This is a genomic window from Roseateles depolymerans (genome assembly GCF_003387155.1).
GTDB classification, from domain to species: Bacteria; Pseudomonadota; Gammaproteobacteria; order Burkholderiales; family Burkholderiaceae_C; genus Roseateles; species Roseateles depolymerans.
In genome coordinates, this window is record NZ_QUMT01000002.1 from 1,040,388 (window position 1) to 1,058,681 (window position 18,294).

Consider the following 18,294-nt stretch of genomic DNA (forward strand, 5'->3'; position numbering starts at 1 on the left):
TCGGAGACCCCTCAATCATGGGCGTCACCCGATTCAAGACGGCCTGGCGGCTGCTCGCGCTGGCCGCCGTCCTGCAGACCGGCGCCGCCCATGCGGATTCGCTCCGGGTGATTCTGGTGGGAGATTCCACCATGGCACCCCGCAGCGGTTATGGAGACGCCTTGTGCGCCCGCTTCCAGCCCGAGGTGGAATGCCTGAACCTGGCCAAGGGCGGGCGCAGCACCAAGAGCTATCGGGCCGAGGGCTTGTGGGACGCCGTCATGGCCTTGCTGCGGGATCGACCGGCCGGACAGACCGACCTGGTGCTGATGCAGTTCGGCCACAACGACCAGCCCGGCAAACCCGGTCGGTCGACGGACCTGGCGACGGAGTTCCCGGCCAATCTGCAAGCTTATGCGCGAGACGTGGCGCCCACAGGCGCCACGCTGGTGTTCCTGACGCCGCTCACCCGGCGCAGCTTCGATGCGCAGGGCGCATTGCGCAACGACCTGCGGCCCTGGGCGGAGACGACGCTGCGCATCGGCAGCGAACGTGCGGTGCCGGTGCTGGACCTCAATCGCGCCAGCCATGCGGCCGTGCAAGCCATGGGGCCGGACGAAGCCGACACGCTGGCGATGCTGCCGCGCCCTCCCGGCCCGCCGGCCTCCCCCGCGTCATCGGTCGGTGCCAACAATCCCGGCTTCGACTACACCCACCTGGGCCCCAAGGGTGCCGAGGTGTTCTCGGGCATGGTCCAGCAATTGCTGCAGGAGCGCTTGCCCGAGATGCGGCGGTGGATGCGCTGAACCCGATCAATAGATATCGACCTTCGCCTTATCCACCGTGTAGCGACCGCCGCTGTAGTACCCCTTCGTCGACGCATCCCGCGTGAACCGCAGCTTGATGGTGGGCGCGCCGGAGGGATAGCTGGGCCCGGTGCTGTACGAGGGGACCGGCGCCGTGCCTACATTGGTCGTGGGTGTCTGATCCACCAGCCGGGTGAGCGACTTGGAGGTCTGCAAGGCCGCGAAAATGTCGCCGGAGTCGAAATACGTCGAGTAGTACGGACTGGTGATGGCCGCCTTGCTGCTGGTGACGACCTTGCTGCTCCAGTTGTAGCGGTCTCCCGCGGTCAACAGACTGACCCGCAGCCCATTGACCTTGTAGAACGTTCCCACCTGCACGCTGGCCGCCGCCGTGTCGACGATGGTCAGCGTATTGGCGCCATACACAGTGGCAGTCTGCGCCGCGGTGTCGACCAGCACGGCCGTGTTTTCATCCACCCCCAAGCCCTGCTGCACATTCAGGTCGCGCAGCGCCGCGGCCAGCCGGCCCAGGCGGCCGGAGCGGGAATCGAAATGGGTGTCGCTCAGAATGCCGGCCGGCAGGAAGCCCAGCGCCTTCATCGTGGCGCCATTCTCCAGCGCTCGCAGCGCGGTGGTGCCGTCGCGGGTGTCCATCAGGTTCTGCCACTGCGTCACCGGCGTGTTGGGCAGATCCGCACCGAAGTAGAGATACCCATAGCTGACCCCGGACGCATGCATGGTGACATTGAGCGCATGATTGCCCGCCGAATCCCCGGCAATGACGATGTTGCCGTTGCCATTGCTCCAGCGGCTGCGCAGTGCGGCGGCAATGCCGGAATCCGCTCCACTGTCGTTCAGGAAGGTGCGGATGATCTTGGCCTGGTCGCCACCCGCAAACCACACCGCATCGGCCTGCTGCAGGATGGCCATGTTGGCCTGCCCCTGCGGCGTCGACGCACTGGCATGCACCCCGTAGTTGTCGACATGAGCAGTAATGAACTTGGGCGAGAAACCGTGCGTCTGGAACAGGTTGTAGTAGCCGCGCTTGAGCGGCGAGCTGCCAGAGGCGGGGATGTCATTCTGGAACGCGTCCAGTCCGGTGGCGTAGCTGTCCTTGGCGGCGGTGATGACGGCAATCCGGGGGCAGACGGTGATGGCCCAGTCGGTGCCGCAGTTGCTGGTGCTGTTGATATTCGGCACGAAGGCCGTGTCGCGACCGGTGGCCTTGCGCAGGCCGTTGACAAACAGATCGGTGTTGCCGTCTTCATAGGCGCCGCCGGACAGCAGCAGCTTCCCGGCCTGGGCCGGGGCGGAGACAACCAACAAGGCGCCGGTGACGAGGCTGAGCCAACCGGCTTTTGCGCAGAGTGCTTGCATGCGTCGGACTTTCAGGCGGGGCGGCGCCGGGGAAGCGCCTCACACCCCGCGCAGACGGTAGTCCGCACGATGCATGCTGCCCAGACACGCGCTTGCAGCAATGCGACCTGCAATTGCGCTGCTGTGCAGGGCTCGGGAATGTCCTATTCGCGTTGGCCCTAGGCCGCAGGCCCCAGGCCTGCAGCGGAGCGCCGAGGCGTTCAAGCGATGGGAGATCCCTCCATCAGATCCTGCATCGCCTCGGCCGGAATGACGGCACCGTGATGCTGAATCACCCGCGCCGCCACACGATTGCCATACGTGGCCGCCTCGACCGCTGACGCACCCGCCAGCCGCCGGGCCAGGTAGCCGCCCGCAAAGGAGTCGCCAGCTGCCGTGGTGTCCACCACCCGTGCCACCGTCTCGGTCGGCGCGGTCAGCCACCGGTCCGGATGCTCTGGGCTCCTCACCAGGGTCGGCGCTGCGCCTCGTTTGATCACCACTTCCGGCGTGGGCAGGTCTTTTGCGTGCGCCAGGGCTGCTTCCGGCGACTCCAGACCGAGCAGCGCCTGATGGTCATCCGCCGTCACCAGCGCCACGGTGGCCAGGCTGAAGGCGCGCTGGAAGACGTCACGGGCCTGCTGCCGGTCCGGCCACAGGGGCGGCCGGTAGTTGTTGTCGAAGACGACGGTGGCGCGGGAACGCATCCGGGCCATCAGGTCCAGCAATCGCTCCCGTCCTTCTGGCGGAAGAATGGCCAGGGTGATGCCGCTCAGGTAGAGGGCGTCGTAGTCGTCGGCGAATTGCTCCAGAGGCGTCTGAGACACCTCGAAATACGCTTTCGCCGCTGCCGTGTCGCGCCAGTAATGAAAGCTGCGCTCGCCCCGTTCATCCACCTGGATCATGTAAAGGCCTGGATGTCGCCCCGCAATGCGGCGCACCAGCCGGGTCTCCAGCCCCTGCTGCGTCCAGCGGTCCAGCAGACCTTGGCTCAGGCTGTCGTCCCCGACCGCCGTGGCATAGGCCACCTCGATCCCTCCGGCGCGGCCGCATCGCCGCAGATACACGGCGGTATTGAGCGTGTCCCCGCCATAGCTCTGGGTCATCGGCCCAAAGGCCTGGCCCTGCAATTCAAGCATGCATTCGCCAATGACGGCCACGCGCTGGGTCATGAGTCTCTCAATTTGGAACGTTGTTTTGAATTCTCCAATAGCCGGGCGTTGAATGGGGTGGTGCAGACCCTAAGCCTGCGCAGGCGCCAACGCTTTTGTCTCGATTCAGCTCCAACGTCATTCATTGACGCCTATCTGATTTCACAAAGGGGCGCGAATGGCGATCACTGCCCAGCGCTTCCGAACCTTCCGGCCCCATTCCGCCAACCTTCCGGAAGGTTTTCAGCCAACCAGAAGGTTTCCAGAAGGTCGAGACGCGCCGCGCTGACTACCGTTGCGGTCATCGGAGCTTGGGTTCCGACCGGCCTCCCGGCCCGCCCCCCTTTGAGCGTTTTGAGAGGAATGTCCCATGATCACCCTGCCCCCTCCCGCCGGACGCAGGCACAGCGTGACCCCGGTCCGGCGCAGCACCACCTGCCGCCTGCCACAGCCTTCGGGCACCCGACCCGTCAGCGGACGGGGGCGACCGGCCTCCGTGGCCCGCGCCCTCAGCGCCGCCGAAGGTCGTGAACGCGAGCGGATTGCCACGGTGCTGCACGACGAAGTCGGCGCCCTGATCGTCCGCATCCGCCTGCGGATGAGCGAATGGCGCCACAGCCAGTCCCGCCTGCCTGCCCCGGAGGTCGATGAAATGTGTGCCTGGATCGGCAAGCTCTCCCACACCGTGCGCACCCTGACCACCGCCCTCGCCCCCCCGGCCTGGCATGGCGGCCTGCCGGGCGCCCTGGAGGCCATGGCCCAGGAACTGGGCCTGGGCGGGGATGCCCGCGGACCCCTGGTGCGAGTCGAGTCGGGCGGACCGGACTTCGACCTGCCCGAACCGATGCGTTCCATCATCTGCCGGGTGGTGCGGGAGCTGTGCCTGAACGTGCTCAAGCATGCCAAGGCCCGGCGCCTCGACATCACGCCGCGGCTGGTCGACGGCTGGTTGTGCATCCAGGTGCAGGACGACGGCGTGGGCCTGCCCGATCCGGCCCATCCAGCCGATCCGGCCGATATGCAGGTGCCCGCCAGCAACGCGCCGCGTCCCCACGGTCCGGCCACCGGCGGCCTGGGCCTGGCGGGCTCACGAGCCCAACTGCGCGCCATCGGCGGCTCGCTGCATCTGCGCTGGGAGGCCGATCGCGGCACCTGCGCCACCGTGCTGGTGCCGCTGCCCGCCCACCTGCGCCCCTCCACCCCTTCCATTGTTGAACTGCCCCCGCGGAGCCACCCATGACCATTCGCATCGTGCTTGCCGACGACCATCAACTGGTGCGGGAGGGCCTGACCGCCCTGCTGGGCCGAGAGCCCGGCCTGGAAGTAATCGGCCTGGCCGAAGACGGCGCCGCCGCAGTGCGCCTCGTGCGCCAGCTGGAACCGGACGTGCTGGTGACCGACGTGGCCATGCCCGGGTTGAACGGCCTGGAAGCGGTGCGCCGCGTGAAGCAGCAGCAGCCCATGGTCGCCTCCATCTGCCTGTCGATGCATGGCGACCAGCGCACGGTGGTCACGGCGCTGAACGCCGGCGTGTCGGGCTTCGTGCTGAAGGATGCGTCCGCCGACGAGCTGGCGCATGCAGTGCGCGACGTGGCGGCCGGCCGCATCTTCCTGAGTCCCTGCCTGATGGGCGCGGTGGTGGACGAACTGCGACACCATCACCGCCACACCGATGCCGCCACCCCCTTGCGTCCTCCCCAGACGCTCACGGCGCGGGAGCGGGAAATCGTGCAGCTGTTTGCCGAAGACCTCAGCACGCAGGACATCGCGGAACGCCTGCACCTGAGCGCCAAGACCGTGGCCACACATCGGGAGAACATCACCCGCAAGCTGGGTGTGCGGGGCGTGGCGGGCCTGACGCGTTATGCCGTGCGGGAAGGACTGAGCACGGTCGACCCGGCGGTGACTGCCTGATCCGCCGGGAGCGCCCATGCCCTTATGGATCTACAACCTGCCGGATTGGCTGATCGGGATGGTGATGGTGGCAGGCTGCGTCGGCCTGGCGCTGGGGGGCCAGGCCTTGCGCCTTCGATGGTGCGGGCTTCGGGTGTCAAGGCGGGAGGACGGACTGCTGGTGGGCGTGGGCCTGCTGCTGGTGGTGCTGTCGCTGCTGCTGCTGGGCCTGTGCGCCGCCACCGGATGGGAGGCGGCCGGACGGACCGACCGCATGGTGCAGCAGGAAGCTGGCGCCATCGGCGCACTGGGCCGCAGCCTGGCGGTGATGGGGCCGGAGGAGTCCCGGCTGGCGCGGGAGCAGTTGCGGGCCTACACACGGTCCGTGATCCTGAAGGAGTGGCCGGCCATGCAGGACGGGCACAGCAGCCTGAGCACCTGGGATGCCTTCGACACGCTGTTCCGGTCGCTGTCCGGCATCCAGCCCGGCAGTGCGTCGGAGCGGGCGCTGATGCCGGAGGTCTGGCAGGGGGCGTTCCAGCTGCTGCAACTGCGGCAGGCGCGCTTGCAGGCGTCCCAGCCGGTGGTGCCCGTGGCGCTCTGGGCGGTGACCACGGCCAGCACCGGGCTGACCCTGGGCTTCCTGAGCCTGCTGCCGGCGCACCGGGCCGGCCGGACCCTGCTGGTGCTGGCAGCGCTGCTGCTGGGACTGGGCCTGTTCCTGGCGGTGGCGATGGACCGCCCGTTCTGCCGTTATGACTGCCCGGCGGCCGAGCCGTATGAGAAGGCGCTGCAGCGGATGGAGCGGTGGGATGCGCAGACGATGCGCATCCGTTCACCGCCGTGATTGTTTGTCGTCCAAAGCGGACGGCGAAACATGCATTGCGGGACATCCCACGATTGGGAATCCCGCGCAATGGTGTCCCATGGGTGGGACGCCTGAATCAGCCCGAATTCGGGTATCAACGAAAGGCAACAATGAACACGAATGAACAACGCGACCAAGATGAACTGGATGCTGCCAAGGCGTTCTGGGTCATGGATCCCGCGGCGCAACGTCTGACGGCTCCGCGGGAACTCACGCTGGCAGAGCTTCAGGCCGTTGCGGGTGGCCCGGAGGTGGAAGGCTCATCGTCAAACTGAGACGGCGCGAGAAAACCGGCTCCTTTAGTGATCAAACGGGGTCGTCCGATCAGGTCGTGAGACCTCCGCGCCGACCACCTCCGTAAAGTGCCCTGCATTGCGTGCAGGGCACTTGGTCAATTGCTGCTGCCGTTGCCCACTTCCGGGTCGGTGGTGGCCACCAGCTGATTGCGGCCTCCTGCGTCGTACGAGAAGACCAGGATGACGCCGCGCCGGGTGTTGGGCGCCAGAGGAATGGTCACAGACCACGCTGGCGCGGGCTCTCCATTCACGAGCGCATACGGTTCTTCCCGCGCCAGCAACAGATTGGGCATGCCCGCATTGCCCCCCAGCGTCTTGGCCGTGGCGGAGAACAGCCTCACATCCCGGTTCACCACGAAACCGTCGGTATTGATGCTGTCCAGCACCTGCCGATCGATGGTGCGGACATCGCATTGGCGCAGGCACACCGAGTTCTGGTGCTCGGTATCGCGCAAGTCCTTGGCATCTGTTTTGTTCCAGTTGATGTCGTAGTAGTAACACGCCTCGATGACGGTGGGGTCGACGCTCCCTTGGCGTTTCAGCGGGACGACGAAGTAGTTGGTGATGCTGGTATCAATGTTGGCCATGGCAATCGGAAATGCAAAGGTCCCGGCTGAGGGACTCACGGTTGAGAAATGGCAATCCGGATGGTCGCATATCCCCCCTCCACCAGTTGCCGACGAAAATCTGCTTCAAGCTTTCCGGGGTCCACGCATTGGCGCGCGAGCAGCCATGCTTCCAGCGTCACCCCGCCCTGCCCGCCATGCACCGCGGGCCAAAGCCGGTCCGCCATGGCTGCACAGGCGGGTTCTCGCCCCGTCGGCTTGAGCTTGTCCAGAATCTCCAGTTCGTAGACGGTGAGCCGACCGCTGAGGTCTTGGACCTGCCAATGCTTGGGCCATTGGTCCTGCAACCGACCAATCTCCTGACGCGCCTGGCGGGCCAATGTCTGCGCCTGTGTCCAATCGCCGTGATGCACGGCCATGGCCGCTTCGGCCACCGCCAGGCGGGCCAGGGCATCAGCGCGAGGGAAGTTGCGCGACGTGGCGCCGCGCGCATTCAGCGTCATCCTCAACCGACTCAGGGCGTCCGCGCCTCCGGGCTCCCCTGACGTCGCCCGTGCCAACAGCAGAGTGGCTTGCGCATGGGCCAGCTCCAGCCGCCAATAATCATTGTCAGGATCGGGTCCGGCCACGGACTTGATGCGCTTGACCGCCTGCTCCAGGTCCGCGATGGCGGCATCCGGCTGCCCCATGGCACGCAAGGCATCCGCGCGCCTGAGTTCGACGGTCCCCAGATCCCACAGCCGGGACCGTTCGTCGGGGTCCCTGCTCAGCAAGGTCGTCAGCAAGCCATGCGCCGATTCCAGGTGGGACAGGGCCACACGCGGCTGACCGCGCACCAGGGCCACCTTGCCCAACCATTGCTCGGACGCCGCCACCGAACTCAATGCGGTGCGATTCTCGGGCTGGCTTCTCAAGTAATCCCGCTTCTGGGTCAGCGCCTGTTCAAACCAGCCCTGGGCCTCGGCCCACGCCCCATTCTGAAAGGCCACCGACCCCAGGCTGCTCGTGGCATAGCCCCATTCCATCGAGGCGTTGGCATCCTCCGGCAGGGCCCTGTGCCAGGCCTCACAGGCATCGCGATATTCGATGAACCACTTCCTCGCGGTGCCTGTCTCGTTGGCATCCAGGGCAATCTGACCTAGCCAGAAGGCAGCGGCCCCCAGGGTCCTGTAGTAATCCGCGGCGTCGACCTCCGGCGTGGGCGCATGGGCCAGCAACAGCCGGCGTGCGGCATCCAGCGCGTCCAGGGCCACATCCGTGCGGCCCTTGCCGCGGCTGCTGTTGACCTCGCCGATCACGACCAGTGCCTTGGCACGTTGCAGCGCTTCGGCGGCGGACTCTCCCGCGCCGTCTGCGGGCGCCAGCACCCGCACGCCCTGTTCGCCAATGCGCGTCAGCAAGGACAGCTTGCCAATCGGCCTCAGCTGATCCGCCAGGTCGCCAAGCATGAACGACGCCAGCCGCTGGCTCTGCCGCTCGCGGTCGGCGGCCAGCCGCGCCTGATGTCCATACGCAATCGCCGCCACCACCGCCACGGCCGCCAGCAAGGCCACCAATCCGGTGCCCACCCAGCGTAGCCGACGCTGCCGGCGCAGGCGGCTGAGTGACGAACGGATGAAGCGCTGCTCGTCCGCCCCAAACAGCGACGGCGCTTCCTCCAGCGCCCGCGAGGCCTGCCACAGCAGCCCACCGCCCGGCAGCAGCAGGGTCGGCGCCTGCGCGCCGCCCAGCCAGCGCTGCAACCAGTGGCGCAGCTCGTCCCGCAGGGCCAGCGTGGCCCGGTGCTGCGCCACCCAGGCCGTGACCCGCGGCCATTGGCGCAGCAGCGCTTCATGCGCCACCCGGAACCCCGTCGCGCCGGCCACATGGTCGGCCACCAGCAATCGCGCATCCACGAAGGCATGCGCCAGGGCGCGCTCGTCGTCATCGCCCAAGGACGCCGCAGCAGCCCAGCGGCTGGTGGGTGTAGCGTCCTCAGCGCTCAGGCTCACGATGCGTGGCAACAACCGACCCAGCGCCTCCTGCCTCGCCGCCGGCAAGGCCGCGAGCACCGCTTCCGCATGTCGGCCGATCGCCCCCTCCAGCCCGCCCATCGCTTCATACGCATCCCAGCTCAGCACCTCTCCGGGGGCGCGCTGCAGATACAGCGCCTGAAGGGTGTATTGCAGCAGGGGCAAAGCGTCCGGCGCCTGCATCGCATCGCTGCTGAGCCGGTCGTCCAGGCGGTTCATGCCGCTGGCATCGGTGCCAAAGACCAGCCCGGCCGCACGCGCCGGCAGGCGGATCATCTGCGCCAGCGCTTCAGCGTCCGGCGGCGCCAGGTCCATGTGGGCGCCCTGCTCCTTGTCCCGCATCAGCGTCGGATGCTGGGCCAGGGCAGGATAGAAGTCATTGCGGCACAGCGCCAGCACCAGCATCCGTCCGCTGGCCACCAGTGCCTGCAGCGTCGCCATGAAGCGGGTGGCCAGGGACGCATCACTGCCACCCGCCATCGGCGCCGGTCCGAAGGAGGAAGCGGTCGCGCCCTTCTCCATCGCGACGCTGGCCACCCCGCCCTGCAGCACCGCCTCCATGCGGTCCAGCACCAGCAGGGGCGGACGCAGCGGCGCATCGCCAGATGCGTCCTCGCGCCGCCCCGGCGCCTCCAGCGCACACAGGGCGATGTCCAGCAGCCGGATCACCTCCTGCGGCCGCTCCCGCAGCAGTGTGGCCAGGGAATCGATGCTGTGGCCGGAGAGCAGCGGCTGCCCCTGCCATTCCCAATCCAGCAGGCCACCCGCCAGCGCGGACCAGGGATCCAGCTCGCCCAGCGACGCCATGTCCACCGTGGCGCTGGCGCTGATCTGCAGGCCCCCGGGCAATTGCGTCTGGCGGGCCGCCAGACCCTCTCCGCGCAGCGCGGGCAGCAGACCGGCCTGCACCAGGGACGTCTTGCCGGAGCCGCTGGGGCCCAGCAGCACCACCAGCGGCCAGCGGCGCCGCCACTGGGCGACCAGGCGCTGCTGCAAGGCCGCGACCGCATCGTCGCGACCGAAGAACACGGCCGCGTGAGCCTCATCGAATGGCTCCAGGCCGCAGAACGGCGAGTCGCCCCGCCAGCCGCCGTCATGACTCCGGGTGCCCATCGAGGACAACACGCTGATCGGCGCCACCACCCGGTAGCCCTGCTTGCGGATGGTCTCGATATATCGGGGCGCGCTGGCGCTGTCGTCCAGTGCCTTGCGCAGCCCGGCCACCACCTTGTGGACCGGGTTGTCGCCCTGGCTCTCGCCCGGCCAGCACTGAGCGAGCAGCGCCTCCGCACTCATCACCACGCCGGGCCGACGGCACAGCGCCACCAGCACGGACATGGGGCGCGGCTCCAGGCCGATGGAGACGCCGCCCCGCACCAGGCGACGCGCGGGCGTGTCCACCTGCCAGTCGCCGAGCAGGAAGCGGGTGGCTTTGACGAGGTCGCTGTCGGCGGCGCTGCCGCCCGGGGGGGTGTCCTGCCCGGAAGCCCGCTCGGAGACTCGCTCAGGGCCACGTCCGAATGCCTCCACGGTCTCCAGGCCGTGGAGCCCCTGGGCCTGCAGCGCCGGCGCTCCCGGCGGAAAGGTGTTGGCCAGGCTCAGTCGAGTCGGGTCCTGGGCAGCAGCGGGACCGGAGACCGAAGGCGGCGAGCCCGCGCCCACGCGCCCTTTGTTCCTGCCACCCACGGCCCCATCCAACGGTCCACCCACCGCCCCTTCCAAGCCCTTGGCGGCCGCCTGCCTGACGCGGGGCCAGGGCGCGCCCGCATCCGTCCCAGCATCGCCGTCCGTTTTCGGATTCATCTTGTTCTCTCCCTCGCATGGGCAGTTCCCTGCCAGCGACGGCGTGCAGTCTAGGAGCCCCCGGCGCCGGCGTCCATCGTGTCGCAACGCACCCACGCTGCCGAGGGAGAAATCAGCAAGGTCACCGCGAAAGCTCAGATTTCGTCCGATGGGGTCGCCGCAGCGCAGCTCCTATCGTTCAGCCACTCCATTCACCCACCGCTCTCGCCACCGTTTCGGCCACCGTTTCCGCATCACTCGCCCCATCATGATCGACGCCGCCCTCGCCCACATTGCCCAGCAGCTGAACCAGTCGCTGCGCCGGGCCTATCTGGTGACGGAAGACCTGGTGGTGGTGTCCAGCCTCCACGAATGTGACGGCGCCCTGGCCACCGGCACGGCGAACCGCCTGGCCCTGTTCCTGGTGAACCTGCAGCGAGACACCGTCGGCGGCGTCTCGCCGCGCGCCGCCCCACAGGCCCGCCAGGTGATGCAGCCGGCGCCGGTGCATCTGAACCTGATGCTGATGATCGCCGCCAACTTCGGCGGGTCGACCTATCAGGAGGGGCTGAAGCTGCTCTCCAGCGCCCTGGCCTTTTTCCAGTCCCGGCCGCTCTTCGACCATCACAACACCCCGGACCTCGATCGCCGCATCGACCGGCTGGTCATGGACCTGGAGAACCTGGACTATGCGCAGCTGTCCCAGGTCTGGGGCCTGTTCGGCGGACGCTACCTGCCATCGGTAGCTTATCGGCTGCGCCTGATCACCATCGATGCCGGTCACAGCCAGGGCACGCGGCCCGCGGTGCAGGAACCGCAGGTGGGCCTGGGGAGCGCCACATGAGCCGCACCCTGGCGCTGCTGCGCTTTGAAGTGGCCCACCGCTACTTCGCGGATGGACGCGCACGCGGCCTGCGCTTCGAGGCGGCTGGCGACACGGCTCGCCGCATGCGCCGGGCCGATCTGCTGGAGCGGCAGGATGGCGCTTCCTTGTGGCTGCTCGGCCCCGCGGATGCGGCCGAGACCCTGGCCGCGGACAGCCCGGAGCCGCTGACCTGGTGGGTGCGGGCCACCGACCCGGACTTCCCCATCTACACCGACGATCCGGCCCGCCGTCCGGAGGAGCTGCTGCTGGTCGAGCCCTCCCCCACCGACCCGCCGCAGCCGCAGGTGCGGGTGATGAAGATCTGGCGCGGGCCTGCCGGCGGCGCCAGTCCGGTGCCCGACGGCCACTACCCGCTCAGCGGCGAGGCCGCATGGCGTCCCCCCTTTGCCGTGCTGCGCCTGCCGCCATCGGCCTTGCAGCCCACCCTGCCCGATCAGGCCAATCAGGCCCACCCGTCGCCCGCGCACCTGCGCTGGGCCCTGGCGCCCCGCCACCTGGTCTGGAAGTACTGCCTCTTTGGCGACTGGTCCGAGGAGGCCCTGGACATCGTCGATGCCGGCGGCCAGGTGCGCTTCGAGGGCCCGGTCGTCGAACGCGGCGCAGACGGCCGCCCGCTGCTCGCCCTGCGCTCCAGTGCCCCGCTGGCGCTGGCGGAACGCTCCGACACCCGGCTGCAGCTGCGATGTCGCCAGTCCGGGGTGCCCAAAGTCCTGGTGAAGCGGTTGCCGGTGCCCGGCCCGCAGCACCTGGCCCGCGAGGAGATCGACGGCGCGGCGACGCTGGTCTCCGAAATCCATGTGCATCGCTGACATGGATCCAGAGCGTCGTTCCCATCGCCCATTCGTCAATCCTTCTGAGAGGAGGCCGTCATGGCTATGAAGACACCCGGTGTCTATATCGTTGAGAAAAATGCCTTTCCCAACTCCGTCGTGGAGGTAGCCACCGCGGTGCCCGCCTTCGTGGGCTACACCGCGAAGGCGGACAACGTCGGCAAGTCGCTCAAGGGGAAACCCTGGCGCATCAGCTCCATGGCGGAGTTCCACACCTACTTCGGCCTGGCGCCGGCGGTGCGGCTCACCATCCGCGACAAGACCGCGGACGACGACGAAGCGGCCTTCAGCCTCGGCAAGAAGGACTATGTGCTGGCCCAGCCACCCGGCAAGGAGGGCGGCCGCTTCCTGCTCTACCAGAGCATGCGGCACTTCTTCCAGAACGGCGGCGGCCCCTGCTATGTGGTGTCGGTGGGCGACTTCGACAGCAGCATCGGCGCCGAGGACCTGACCGGCGGCATCGACGCGCTGCTCAAGGAGCAGGAACCCACGATGCTGGTGGTGCCCGATGCAGTGCTGCTGAAGGAAGACGACTGCGTCGCTGTCCAGCAAGCCATGCTGCAGCACTGCGGCGGCAAGATGCGCAACCGCATGGCCATCCTGGACGTCTACGCCGGCTACCGGGACCAGAAGCATCCCAAGGGCGACCCCGTTGCAGCCTTCCGCAACAACCTGGGCATCAACTTCCTGGACTTCGCCAGCGCCTACTACCCGTGGGTGCGCACGACGGTGGTCCAGGAACGCGACCTGGACTACACCCACATCGTCAACCCGGCCCTGCTGTCCGACCTGATTCGCCAGGACCTGCAGTTGCCCGAGAAGCAGGAAGACGATGCGCTGGCCCAGGGCACCACCGGGGCGGCCCTGCGCCGCCAGTCGCTGTGGGAATCGCTGGCCCGGGTGAGCTATGACGACGACGCCTGGAAGAAGGCGCTCACCGAGGAAATCAACAAGAGCAACAAGTCGGACGAGGACAAGCAGAAGCTGCTGTCCGACGAGGCGCTGAAAAATGCGGTGGCCACCCACAAGAGCCTGCTGCACAAGAGCCTGGTGGCGATCAGCCCGCTCTACAACACTATCCTTGGCGAAGCCCGCAACCAGCTGAACCTGATGCCCCCCTCTGCGGCCATGGCCGGCATCTACACCATGGTGGACAACACCCGCGGGGTCTGGAAGGCGCCGGCCAATGTGAGCATCAACGGCGTGGTGGCGCCCGCGGTCTCCATCTCGCATGAGGACCAGGAAGACCTGAACGTCACCACCCAGGGCAAGTCCATCAATGCCATCCGCAGCTTCATCGGAGAAGGCGTGCTGGTCTGGGGCGCCCGCACGCTGGACGGCAACAGCCTGGACTGGCGCTACATCAACGTGCGCCGCACGATGATCATGCTGGAAGAGTCCTGCCGCCTGGCGGCCAAGGCCATGGTGTTCGAGCCCAATGTGAGCAACACCTGGGAAACCATCCGCGCCATGATCGGCAACTTCCTCACCAGCGTGTGGAAGCGCGGCGGCCTGGCCGGCGCCGTGCCCGAGGACGCCTTCAGCGTCCATGTGGGTCTGAATGAAACCATGACGCCCGAGGACATCCTCGAAGGCATCCTGCGCGTCACCGTCCTCGTGGCCATCAGCCGCCCGGCGGAATTCATCGAGATCACCTTCCAGCAGCAGATGCAGAAGTCCTGATGCAGGACGCGACGCGTCCGGTCTTTCCCCCTCATTGACATCATTCACTTAGAAGGAGGCAGGTCATGTCAGAAGACGGATCTACCCAATCGGCCACCACCTGGCCGCTGCCCAAGTTCAGTTTCAAAGTCCAGTGGGACAGCCAGGAAATGTCCTTCCAGGAAGTCTCCGGGCTCGATATCGAAGCCCAGCCGATCGAATACCGCGCTGGCAACAGCAAGGAGTTCTCGGTCATCAAGATGCCGGGGCTGAAGAAGTTCAGCGACGTCACCATGAAGAAAGGCATGTTCAAGGGCGACAAGGCCTTCTGGGACTGGTTCGGCGAAATCAAGATGAACACCATCAAGCGCAAGCCGGTGGTGATCACCTTGCAGGACGAGGAAGGCAATGCCGCCGTGGTCTGGACGCTGGCCAATGCCTGGCCGACCAAGATCACCGGCACCGACCTCAAGGCCCAGGGCAATGAAGTGGCCATCGAGACCATCGTGATCGTGCACGAAGGTCTGACCTGCGAGGTGAAGTGATGCCCCGCCCCTCTTCATCCGGGTCAGGTGGCGGTGCGGCGGATCCCCGCCACCTGCCGCTGTCCTCGGCCTTTCATTTCGCGGTGACCCTCAACACGATGCAGGTCGGCCACAAGGAGGCCGCCTTCCAGGAGGCCTCGGGCCTGGCCGCCGACATGGAGACCGAGGCCGTGATGGAGGGGGGACGCAACGACTTCGTGCATTTCCTGCCCAAGCCGGTGAAGCACCCGCGCCTGGTGCTCAAGCGCGGCCTGGCGCCGCTGACCTCGCTGTGGGTGCGCTGGTGCAAGAGCACGCTCGAAGGCGGACTGGCCAAGCGGCTCAAGCCGGCCGATCTGCGGGTGGCGCTGCTATCGGCCGACGGCACCCTCATGCGGCAGTGGCTGCTGACGCGGGCCTATCCGGTGAAGTGGGATGTCGAGGCCTTCAACAGCCAGCGCAACGAGATGGCCATCGAGCGCATCGAGCTGGTGTATGCGCGCAGCGAGCGCTCCATCTGATTGGCCAGGAGCCCTGTCATGAGCATTGAAATCCGTCAGCTGCTGATCCGCACCCAGGTGCATCCAGCGCCCGCTCCGTCGCCCCAGCACCGCAGCGGCCTCCCACCGGCCGAGCTGCAGCGCCTGCGCGAGCAGGTGGTGGCCGACTGCAAGACCTGGCTGGCAGACCGCCTGCGGGTCCATGGGGAGCGTTGAGATGAGCTTCAACGAACTGCCAGGCAGCGACACGACCGACGATGAAGGCCAGCTCAAGCGGCTGCTGATGACCCGCTACACCGTGGGCCAAGGCGGCGCGATCACGCTGGAGGACGAGGTCAAGTTCGAGACCCAAATCAATCCGTCCGAGTTCAAGCACAGCCATCGGGTCGGCTACAACACCACTTCGGACATGGGCGCGGCCAAGACCGAGCCCAAGTTCGCCGCCACCGAACCCGAAGAGGTCAGCTTCTCCATCGTGCTGGACGACACCGGCGCGGTGGAGGACGTGCCGGGCCAGCCCAGCGAGGTGAAGAGCCAGATCGACCTGCTCAGCAAGGTGGTCTACGACTATGTCAACGACGCCGGCGAGCCGCCGCATGTCCGCCTGCTGTGGGGCACGCTGATCTTCTTCGGCCGGCTGCGCAGCATGTCGACCCAGTACAGCCTGTTCAAGCCGAACGGCGATCCGCTGCGGGCCAAGATCGAGCTGAGCTTCGTCGGCGCCTCCAGCAGCAGCAAGAACCGGCTGGTCAATCAGCGCGCTTCCAGCAACACCATGACCCGCACCGCCACGGCCCAGGAGGGTGACACCGTGGCCAGCATCTGCGCGCAGGAGTGCAAGGACGACAGCTTCGAGCGGCAAGCCCAGGTGGCCGATGCCAACAACCTGTCCTCGCTCACCGACCTGAAGGCCGGGGACACGCTGGTGATCCCGCCCAAGTCCAACGACAAGGCGTCGGACTTTGCCGCGCCCCAGCCGCTGCCGACCCTGCCGGCCGCCAAGGGCGCCCCCGCAGCACCGGCAAGGGTCTGAACCATGGCCCTCTCCCCTGCCGCCAACGCCATCGGTGTCGTCAAGCTGGAACTCAGCGTCAACGGGCAGCCGCTGGAGGCCACGGCGTCGCTGGTGTCGATTCAGATCCAGCGCGCGGCCAACCGCATTCCGACCGCTCGGCTGGAGTTCTCCGACGGCGACATGCCCAATCAGCGCTTCCCGATCAGCGATGCGGACGAGCTCAAGCCCGGCGCCACGCTGAGCATTGCGGCCGGTTATCTGGACAGCACCGAGCCCCTGTTCACCGGCGTGGTGATGCGCCACCGGGTCAGGGTCGGCAGCAATAACGAGGCCCGGCTGATCATTGAATGCAGCGACGTCGCCGTGAAGATGACGGTGGGTCGGCGCAATGCCAACTACATCGACATGAAGGACAGCGACATCCTCTCGGACCTCGTTGCCCGCCACGGACTCAGCGCCACCGTGGACAGCAGCGAGGTCGTCTACACCGAGCTCGCGCAGCACTACTGCACTGACTGGGATTTCGTGCTCTCCCGGGCCGATGCCAACGGCTGGCTGGTCGCCGTCAAGGACGGCGAGCTGAGCATCAAGACCCCCACCGCCGACGGCAGCCCGGTACTCACCGTGACGTACGGCCAGGACCTCATTGAATTCGATGCCGACATCGATGCCCGCCATCAATACGGCAGTGCCCAGGCCTTCACCTGGGACCCGAAGAACCAGGCCGTGCTGGAAGGGGCCGCGGCGGACCCCGCCGCCCTGCCCGCCCAGGGCGACCTGGACAGCGCCACCCTGTCCGAAGTGGTCGGCCTGGACCTGATGCGCCTGCAGGCCGGCGCGCCGCTGCAGCAGTCCGCGCTGGAGTCCTGGGCCAAGGCCCAGCAGCTCAAGGCCGGGCTGGCCCGGGTGCGCGGGCGGGTGCGCTTCCAGGGGAATGCGCTGGCTGAGGTCGGCGCGCTCATCGAATTGGTGGGCGTGGGCAGCCGCTTCAGCGGACCGGTACTGGCCACTGGCGTGCGGCATGACATCGCCGATGGCAACTGGTTCACCGAAGTGGAGTTTGGCCTTGCGCCCGACTGGTTCACCGACAGGACCGACGTGGCCGCTCCGGCAGCGGCCGGCCTGCTGCCGGGCGTGCAGGGGCTGCAGATCGGCGTCGTGGCCAAGCTGGAGGAAGACCCGGCCGGCGAGCACCGGGTGCAGGTGAAGGTGCCGGTGCTGCAAGCCGAGGTCGAAGGCGTCTGGGCCCGCCTGATGCAGCCCCATGCCAGCAACGGCTTCGGCAGCTTCCTGCTGCCCGAGGTGGGCGACGAGGTGGTGCTGGGCTACTTCGCCAACGACCCCAGCCACCCGGTGGTGCTGGGCAGCCTCTACAGCAGCAGCCACAAGCCGCCCTACACCCTGGAAGCGGCCAACGACACCAAGGCCTGGGTGACCCGCTGCCTGGCTCGCATCGAGATCAATGACAAGGACAAGGTCATCACCGTGCTCACGCCTGGCAAGAACCAGATCGTGCTGAGCGACAAGGACCAGTCGATCACCGTGCTGGACGAGCATCAGAACAAGGTGTCGATGACCTCTTCCGGCATCGAGCTCAGCAGCCCCAAGGACATCGTGCTCAAGGCCAGCGGCGGCATTCAGCTCAAGGCCACTGCCGCGGTGACCATCAGCTCGCAGGCGGATGTGAAGACCTCCGGCATGAATGTCCAGTCCGAAGCCCAGATCGGTTTCTCCGCCAAGGGCAATGCCACCGCGGAGCTCTCCGCCTCCGGCCAGACCGTCGTCAAGGGCGCGATGGTGATGATCAATTGACCTGCCGACAAGGACCCGCCATGCCCCCCGCCGCCCGCATCACCGACATGCATACCTGCCCCATGGTCACGCCCGGCCTGCCGCCCGTTCCCCATGTGGGCGGGCCGGTCATCGGCCCCGGCGTGCCGACCGTGCTGATCGGCAGCCTGCCCGCCACCGTCGTCGGAGACACCCTCGCCTGCGTCGGAGACACCTCCACCGGCGTCGGTCCGCCGAACAAGCTGTTAATGGGCTCCACCACCGTGATGATCGGCTCGCGCCCGGCGGGGCGCATGGGCGACGCCACGGCCCACGGCGGCACCATCACCCTGGGCCTGCCCACCGTGCTCATCGGCGGCTGAGGACCCAGCGAGGAC

The 18,294-nt window shown here is 67.5% G+C and carries 18 protein-coding genes; 14 read left to right on the top strand and 4 right to left on the bottom strand.

Going from position 1 to position 18,294, the window contains the following annotated elements; translation table 11 throughout:
• The first annotated feature begins 17 nt into the window (after positions 1-17).
• Positions 18-785: a rhamnogalacturonan acetylesterase gene (locus tag DES44_RS12515; RefSeq protein WP_058935222.1), complete on the top strand. Its 768-nt coding sequence runs from the start codon at positions 18-20 to the stop codon at positions 783-785.
• Positions 786-791: 6 nt separating this feature from the next.
• Here the strand turns inward: DES44_RS12515 and DES44_RS12520 are convergent, their stop codons facing one another.
• Positions 792-2,162 carry a cyanophycinase gene (locus DES44_RS12520; RefSeq protein ID WP_058935223.1) on the bottom strand — a complete coding sequence of 457 codons (1,371 nt, stop codon included), beginning with the start codon at positions 2,160-2,162 and terminating at the stop codon, positions 792-794.
• Between the two features lie 200 nt (positions 2,163-2,362).
• Positions 2,363-3,313, bottom strand: a complete 951-nt coding sequence (locus DES44_RS12525) for a sugar kinase (protein WP_058935224.1) — start codon at positions 3,311-3,313, stop codon at positions 2,363-2,365.
• Positions 3,314-3,662: 349 nt separating this feature from the next.
• On the opposite strand from DES44_RS12525, the gene DES44_RS12530 reads away from it, so the two are divergent.
• The 4 genes from DES44_RS12530 to DES44_RS25070 all read left to right on the top strand — a co-directional run bounded on the left by DES44_RS12530 (position 3,663) and on the right by DES44_RS25070 (position 6,328).
• On the top strand, positions 3,663-4,532 hold the full coding sequence (locus tag DES44_RS12530) for a sensor histidine kinase (RefSeq protein ID WP_058935225.1): 870 nt from the start codon (positions 3,663-3,665) through the stop codon (positions 4,530-4,532).
• Positions 4,529-5,206 (top strand): response regulator, encoded by a 678-nt coding sequence (locus DES44_RS12535; protein ID WP_058935226.1) that lies wholly within the window; start codon positions 4,529-4,531, stop codon positions 5,204-5,206. The genes DES44_RS12530 and DES44_RS12535 overlap by 4 nt, the downstream gene beginning before the upstream one ends.
• A gap of 16 nt (positions 5,207-5,222) precedes the next feature.
• The gene (locus tag DES44_RS12540) at positions 5,223-6,032 is read left to right on the top strand and encodes a bestrophin-like domain (RefSeq protein WP_058935227.1); all 810 of its coding nucleotides are present in this window, start codon (positions 5,223-5,225) and stop codon (positions 6,030-6,032) included.
• A 131-nt stretch (positions 6,033-6,163) separates the two neighbouring features.
• A complete protein-coding gene (locus DES44_RS25070; protein ID WP_157592956.1) occupies positions 6,164-6,328 on the top strand; it encodes a hypothetical protein in 165 nt (54 codons plus the stop codon).
• Positions 6,329-6,444: 116 nt separating this feature from the next.
• Here DES44_RS25070 and DES44_RS12545 read toward each other — a convergent pair whose 3' ends face one another.
• Positions 6,445-6,936: a hypothetical protein gene (locus tag DES44_RS12545; RefSeq protein WP_058935228.1), complete on the bottom strand. Its 492-nt coding sequence runs from the start codon at positions 6,934-6,936 to the stop codon at positions 6,445-6,447.
• A gap of 35 nt (positions 6,937-6,971) precedes the next feature.
• Positions 6,972-10,730, bottom strand: coding sequence for an nSTAND1 domain-containing NTPase (locus DES44_RS12550; protein ID WP_083525601.1), 3,759 nt, complete (start codon positions 10,728-10,730; stop codon positions 6,972-6,974).
• A gap of 247 nt (positions 10,731-10,977) precedes the next feature.
• On the opposite strand from DES44_RS12550, the gene DES44_RS25075 reads away from it, so the two are divergent.
• From DES44_RS25075 to DES44_RS12590, 9 genes are all read left to right on the top strand, one after another.
• Complete coding sequence (locus tag DES44_RS25075) at positions 10,978-11,553, top strand: contractile injection system cap protein (RefSeq protein WP_170156663.1); 576 nt, start codon at positions 10,978-10,980, stop codon at positions 11,551-11,553.
• On the top strand, positions 11,550-12,404 hold the full coding sequence (locus DES44_RS12560) for a hypothetical protein (RefSeq protein ID WP_058935231.1): 855 nt from the start codon (positions 11,550-11,552) through the stop codon (positions 12,402-12,404). The genes DES44_RS25075 and DES44_RS12560 overlap by 4 nt, the downstream gene beginning before the upstream one ends.
• Positions 12,405-12,464: 60 nt before the next feature.
• Positions 12,465-14,108, top strand: coding sequence for a contractile injection system sheath protein (locus DES44_RS12565; RefSeq protein WP_058935232.1), 1,644 nt, complete (start codon positions 12,465-12,467; stop codon positions 14,106-14,108).
• 65 nt (positions 14,109-14,173) lie between these two features.
• The gene (locus tag DES44_RS12570) at positions 14,174-14,632 is read left to right on the top strand and encodes a phage tail protein (RefSeq protein WP_058935233.1); all 459 of its coding nucleotides are present in this window, start codon (positions 14,174-14,176) and stop codon (positions 14,630-14,632) included.
• On the top strand, positions 14,632-15,132 hold the full coding sequence (locus DES44_RS12575; RefSeq protein ID WP_058935234.1) for a phage tail protein: 501 nt from the start codon (positions 14,632-14,634) through the stop codon (positions 15,130-15,132). Before DES44_RS12570 ends, DES44_RS12575 begins: the two co-directional genes overlap by 1 nt.
• 18 nt (positions 15,133-15,150) lie before the next feature.
• The gene (locus tag DES44_RS25080; protein WP_157592957.1) at positions 15,151-15,327 is read left to right on the top strand and encodes a DUF5908 family protein; all 177 of its coding nucleotides are present in this window, start codon (positions 15,151-15,153) and stop codon (positions 15,325-15,327) included.
• 1 nt (position 15,328) lies between these two features.
• Positions 15,329-16,144: a CIS tube protein gene (locus DES44_RS12580; RefSeq protein WP_058935235.1), complete on the top strand. Its 816-nt coding sequence runs from the start codon at positions 15,329-15,331 to the stop codon at positions 16,142-16,144.
• A 3-nt stretch (positions 16,145-16,147) separates the two neighbouring features.
• Positions 16,148-17,938, top strand: a complete 1,791-nt coding sequence (vgrG, locus tag DES44_RS12585) for a type VI secretion system tip protein VgrG (protein WP_058935236.1) — start codon at positions 16,148-16,150, stop codon at positions 17,936-17,938.
• Between the two features lie 20 nt (positions 17,939-17,958).
• On the top strand, positions 17,959-18,279 hold the full coding sequence (locus DES44_RS12590) for a PAAR domain-containing contractile injection system baseplate protein (RefSeq protein ID WP_058935237.1): 321 nt from the start codon (positions 17,959-17,961) through the stop codon (positions 18,277-18,279).
• The last annotated feature ends 15 nt before the right edge of the window (positions 18,280-18,294 follow it).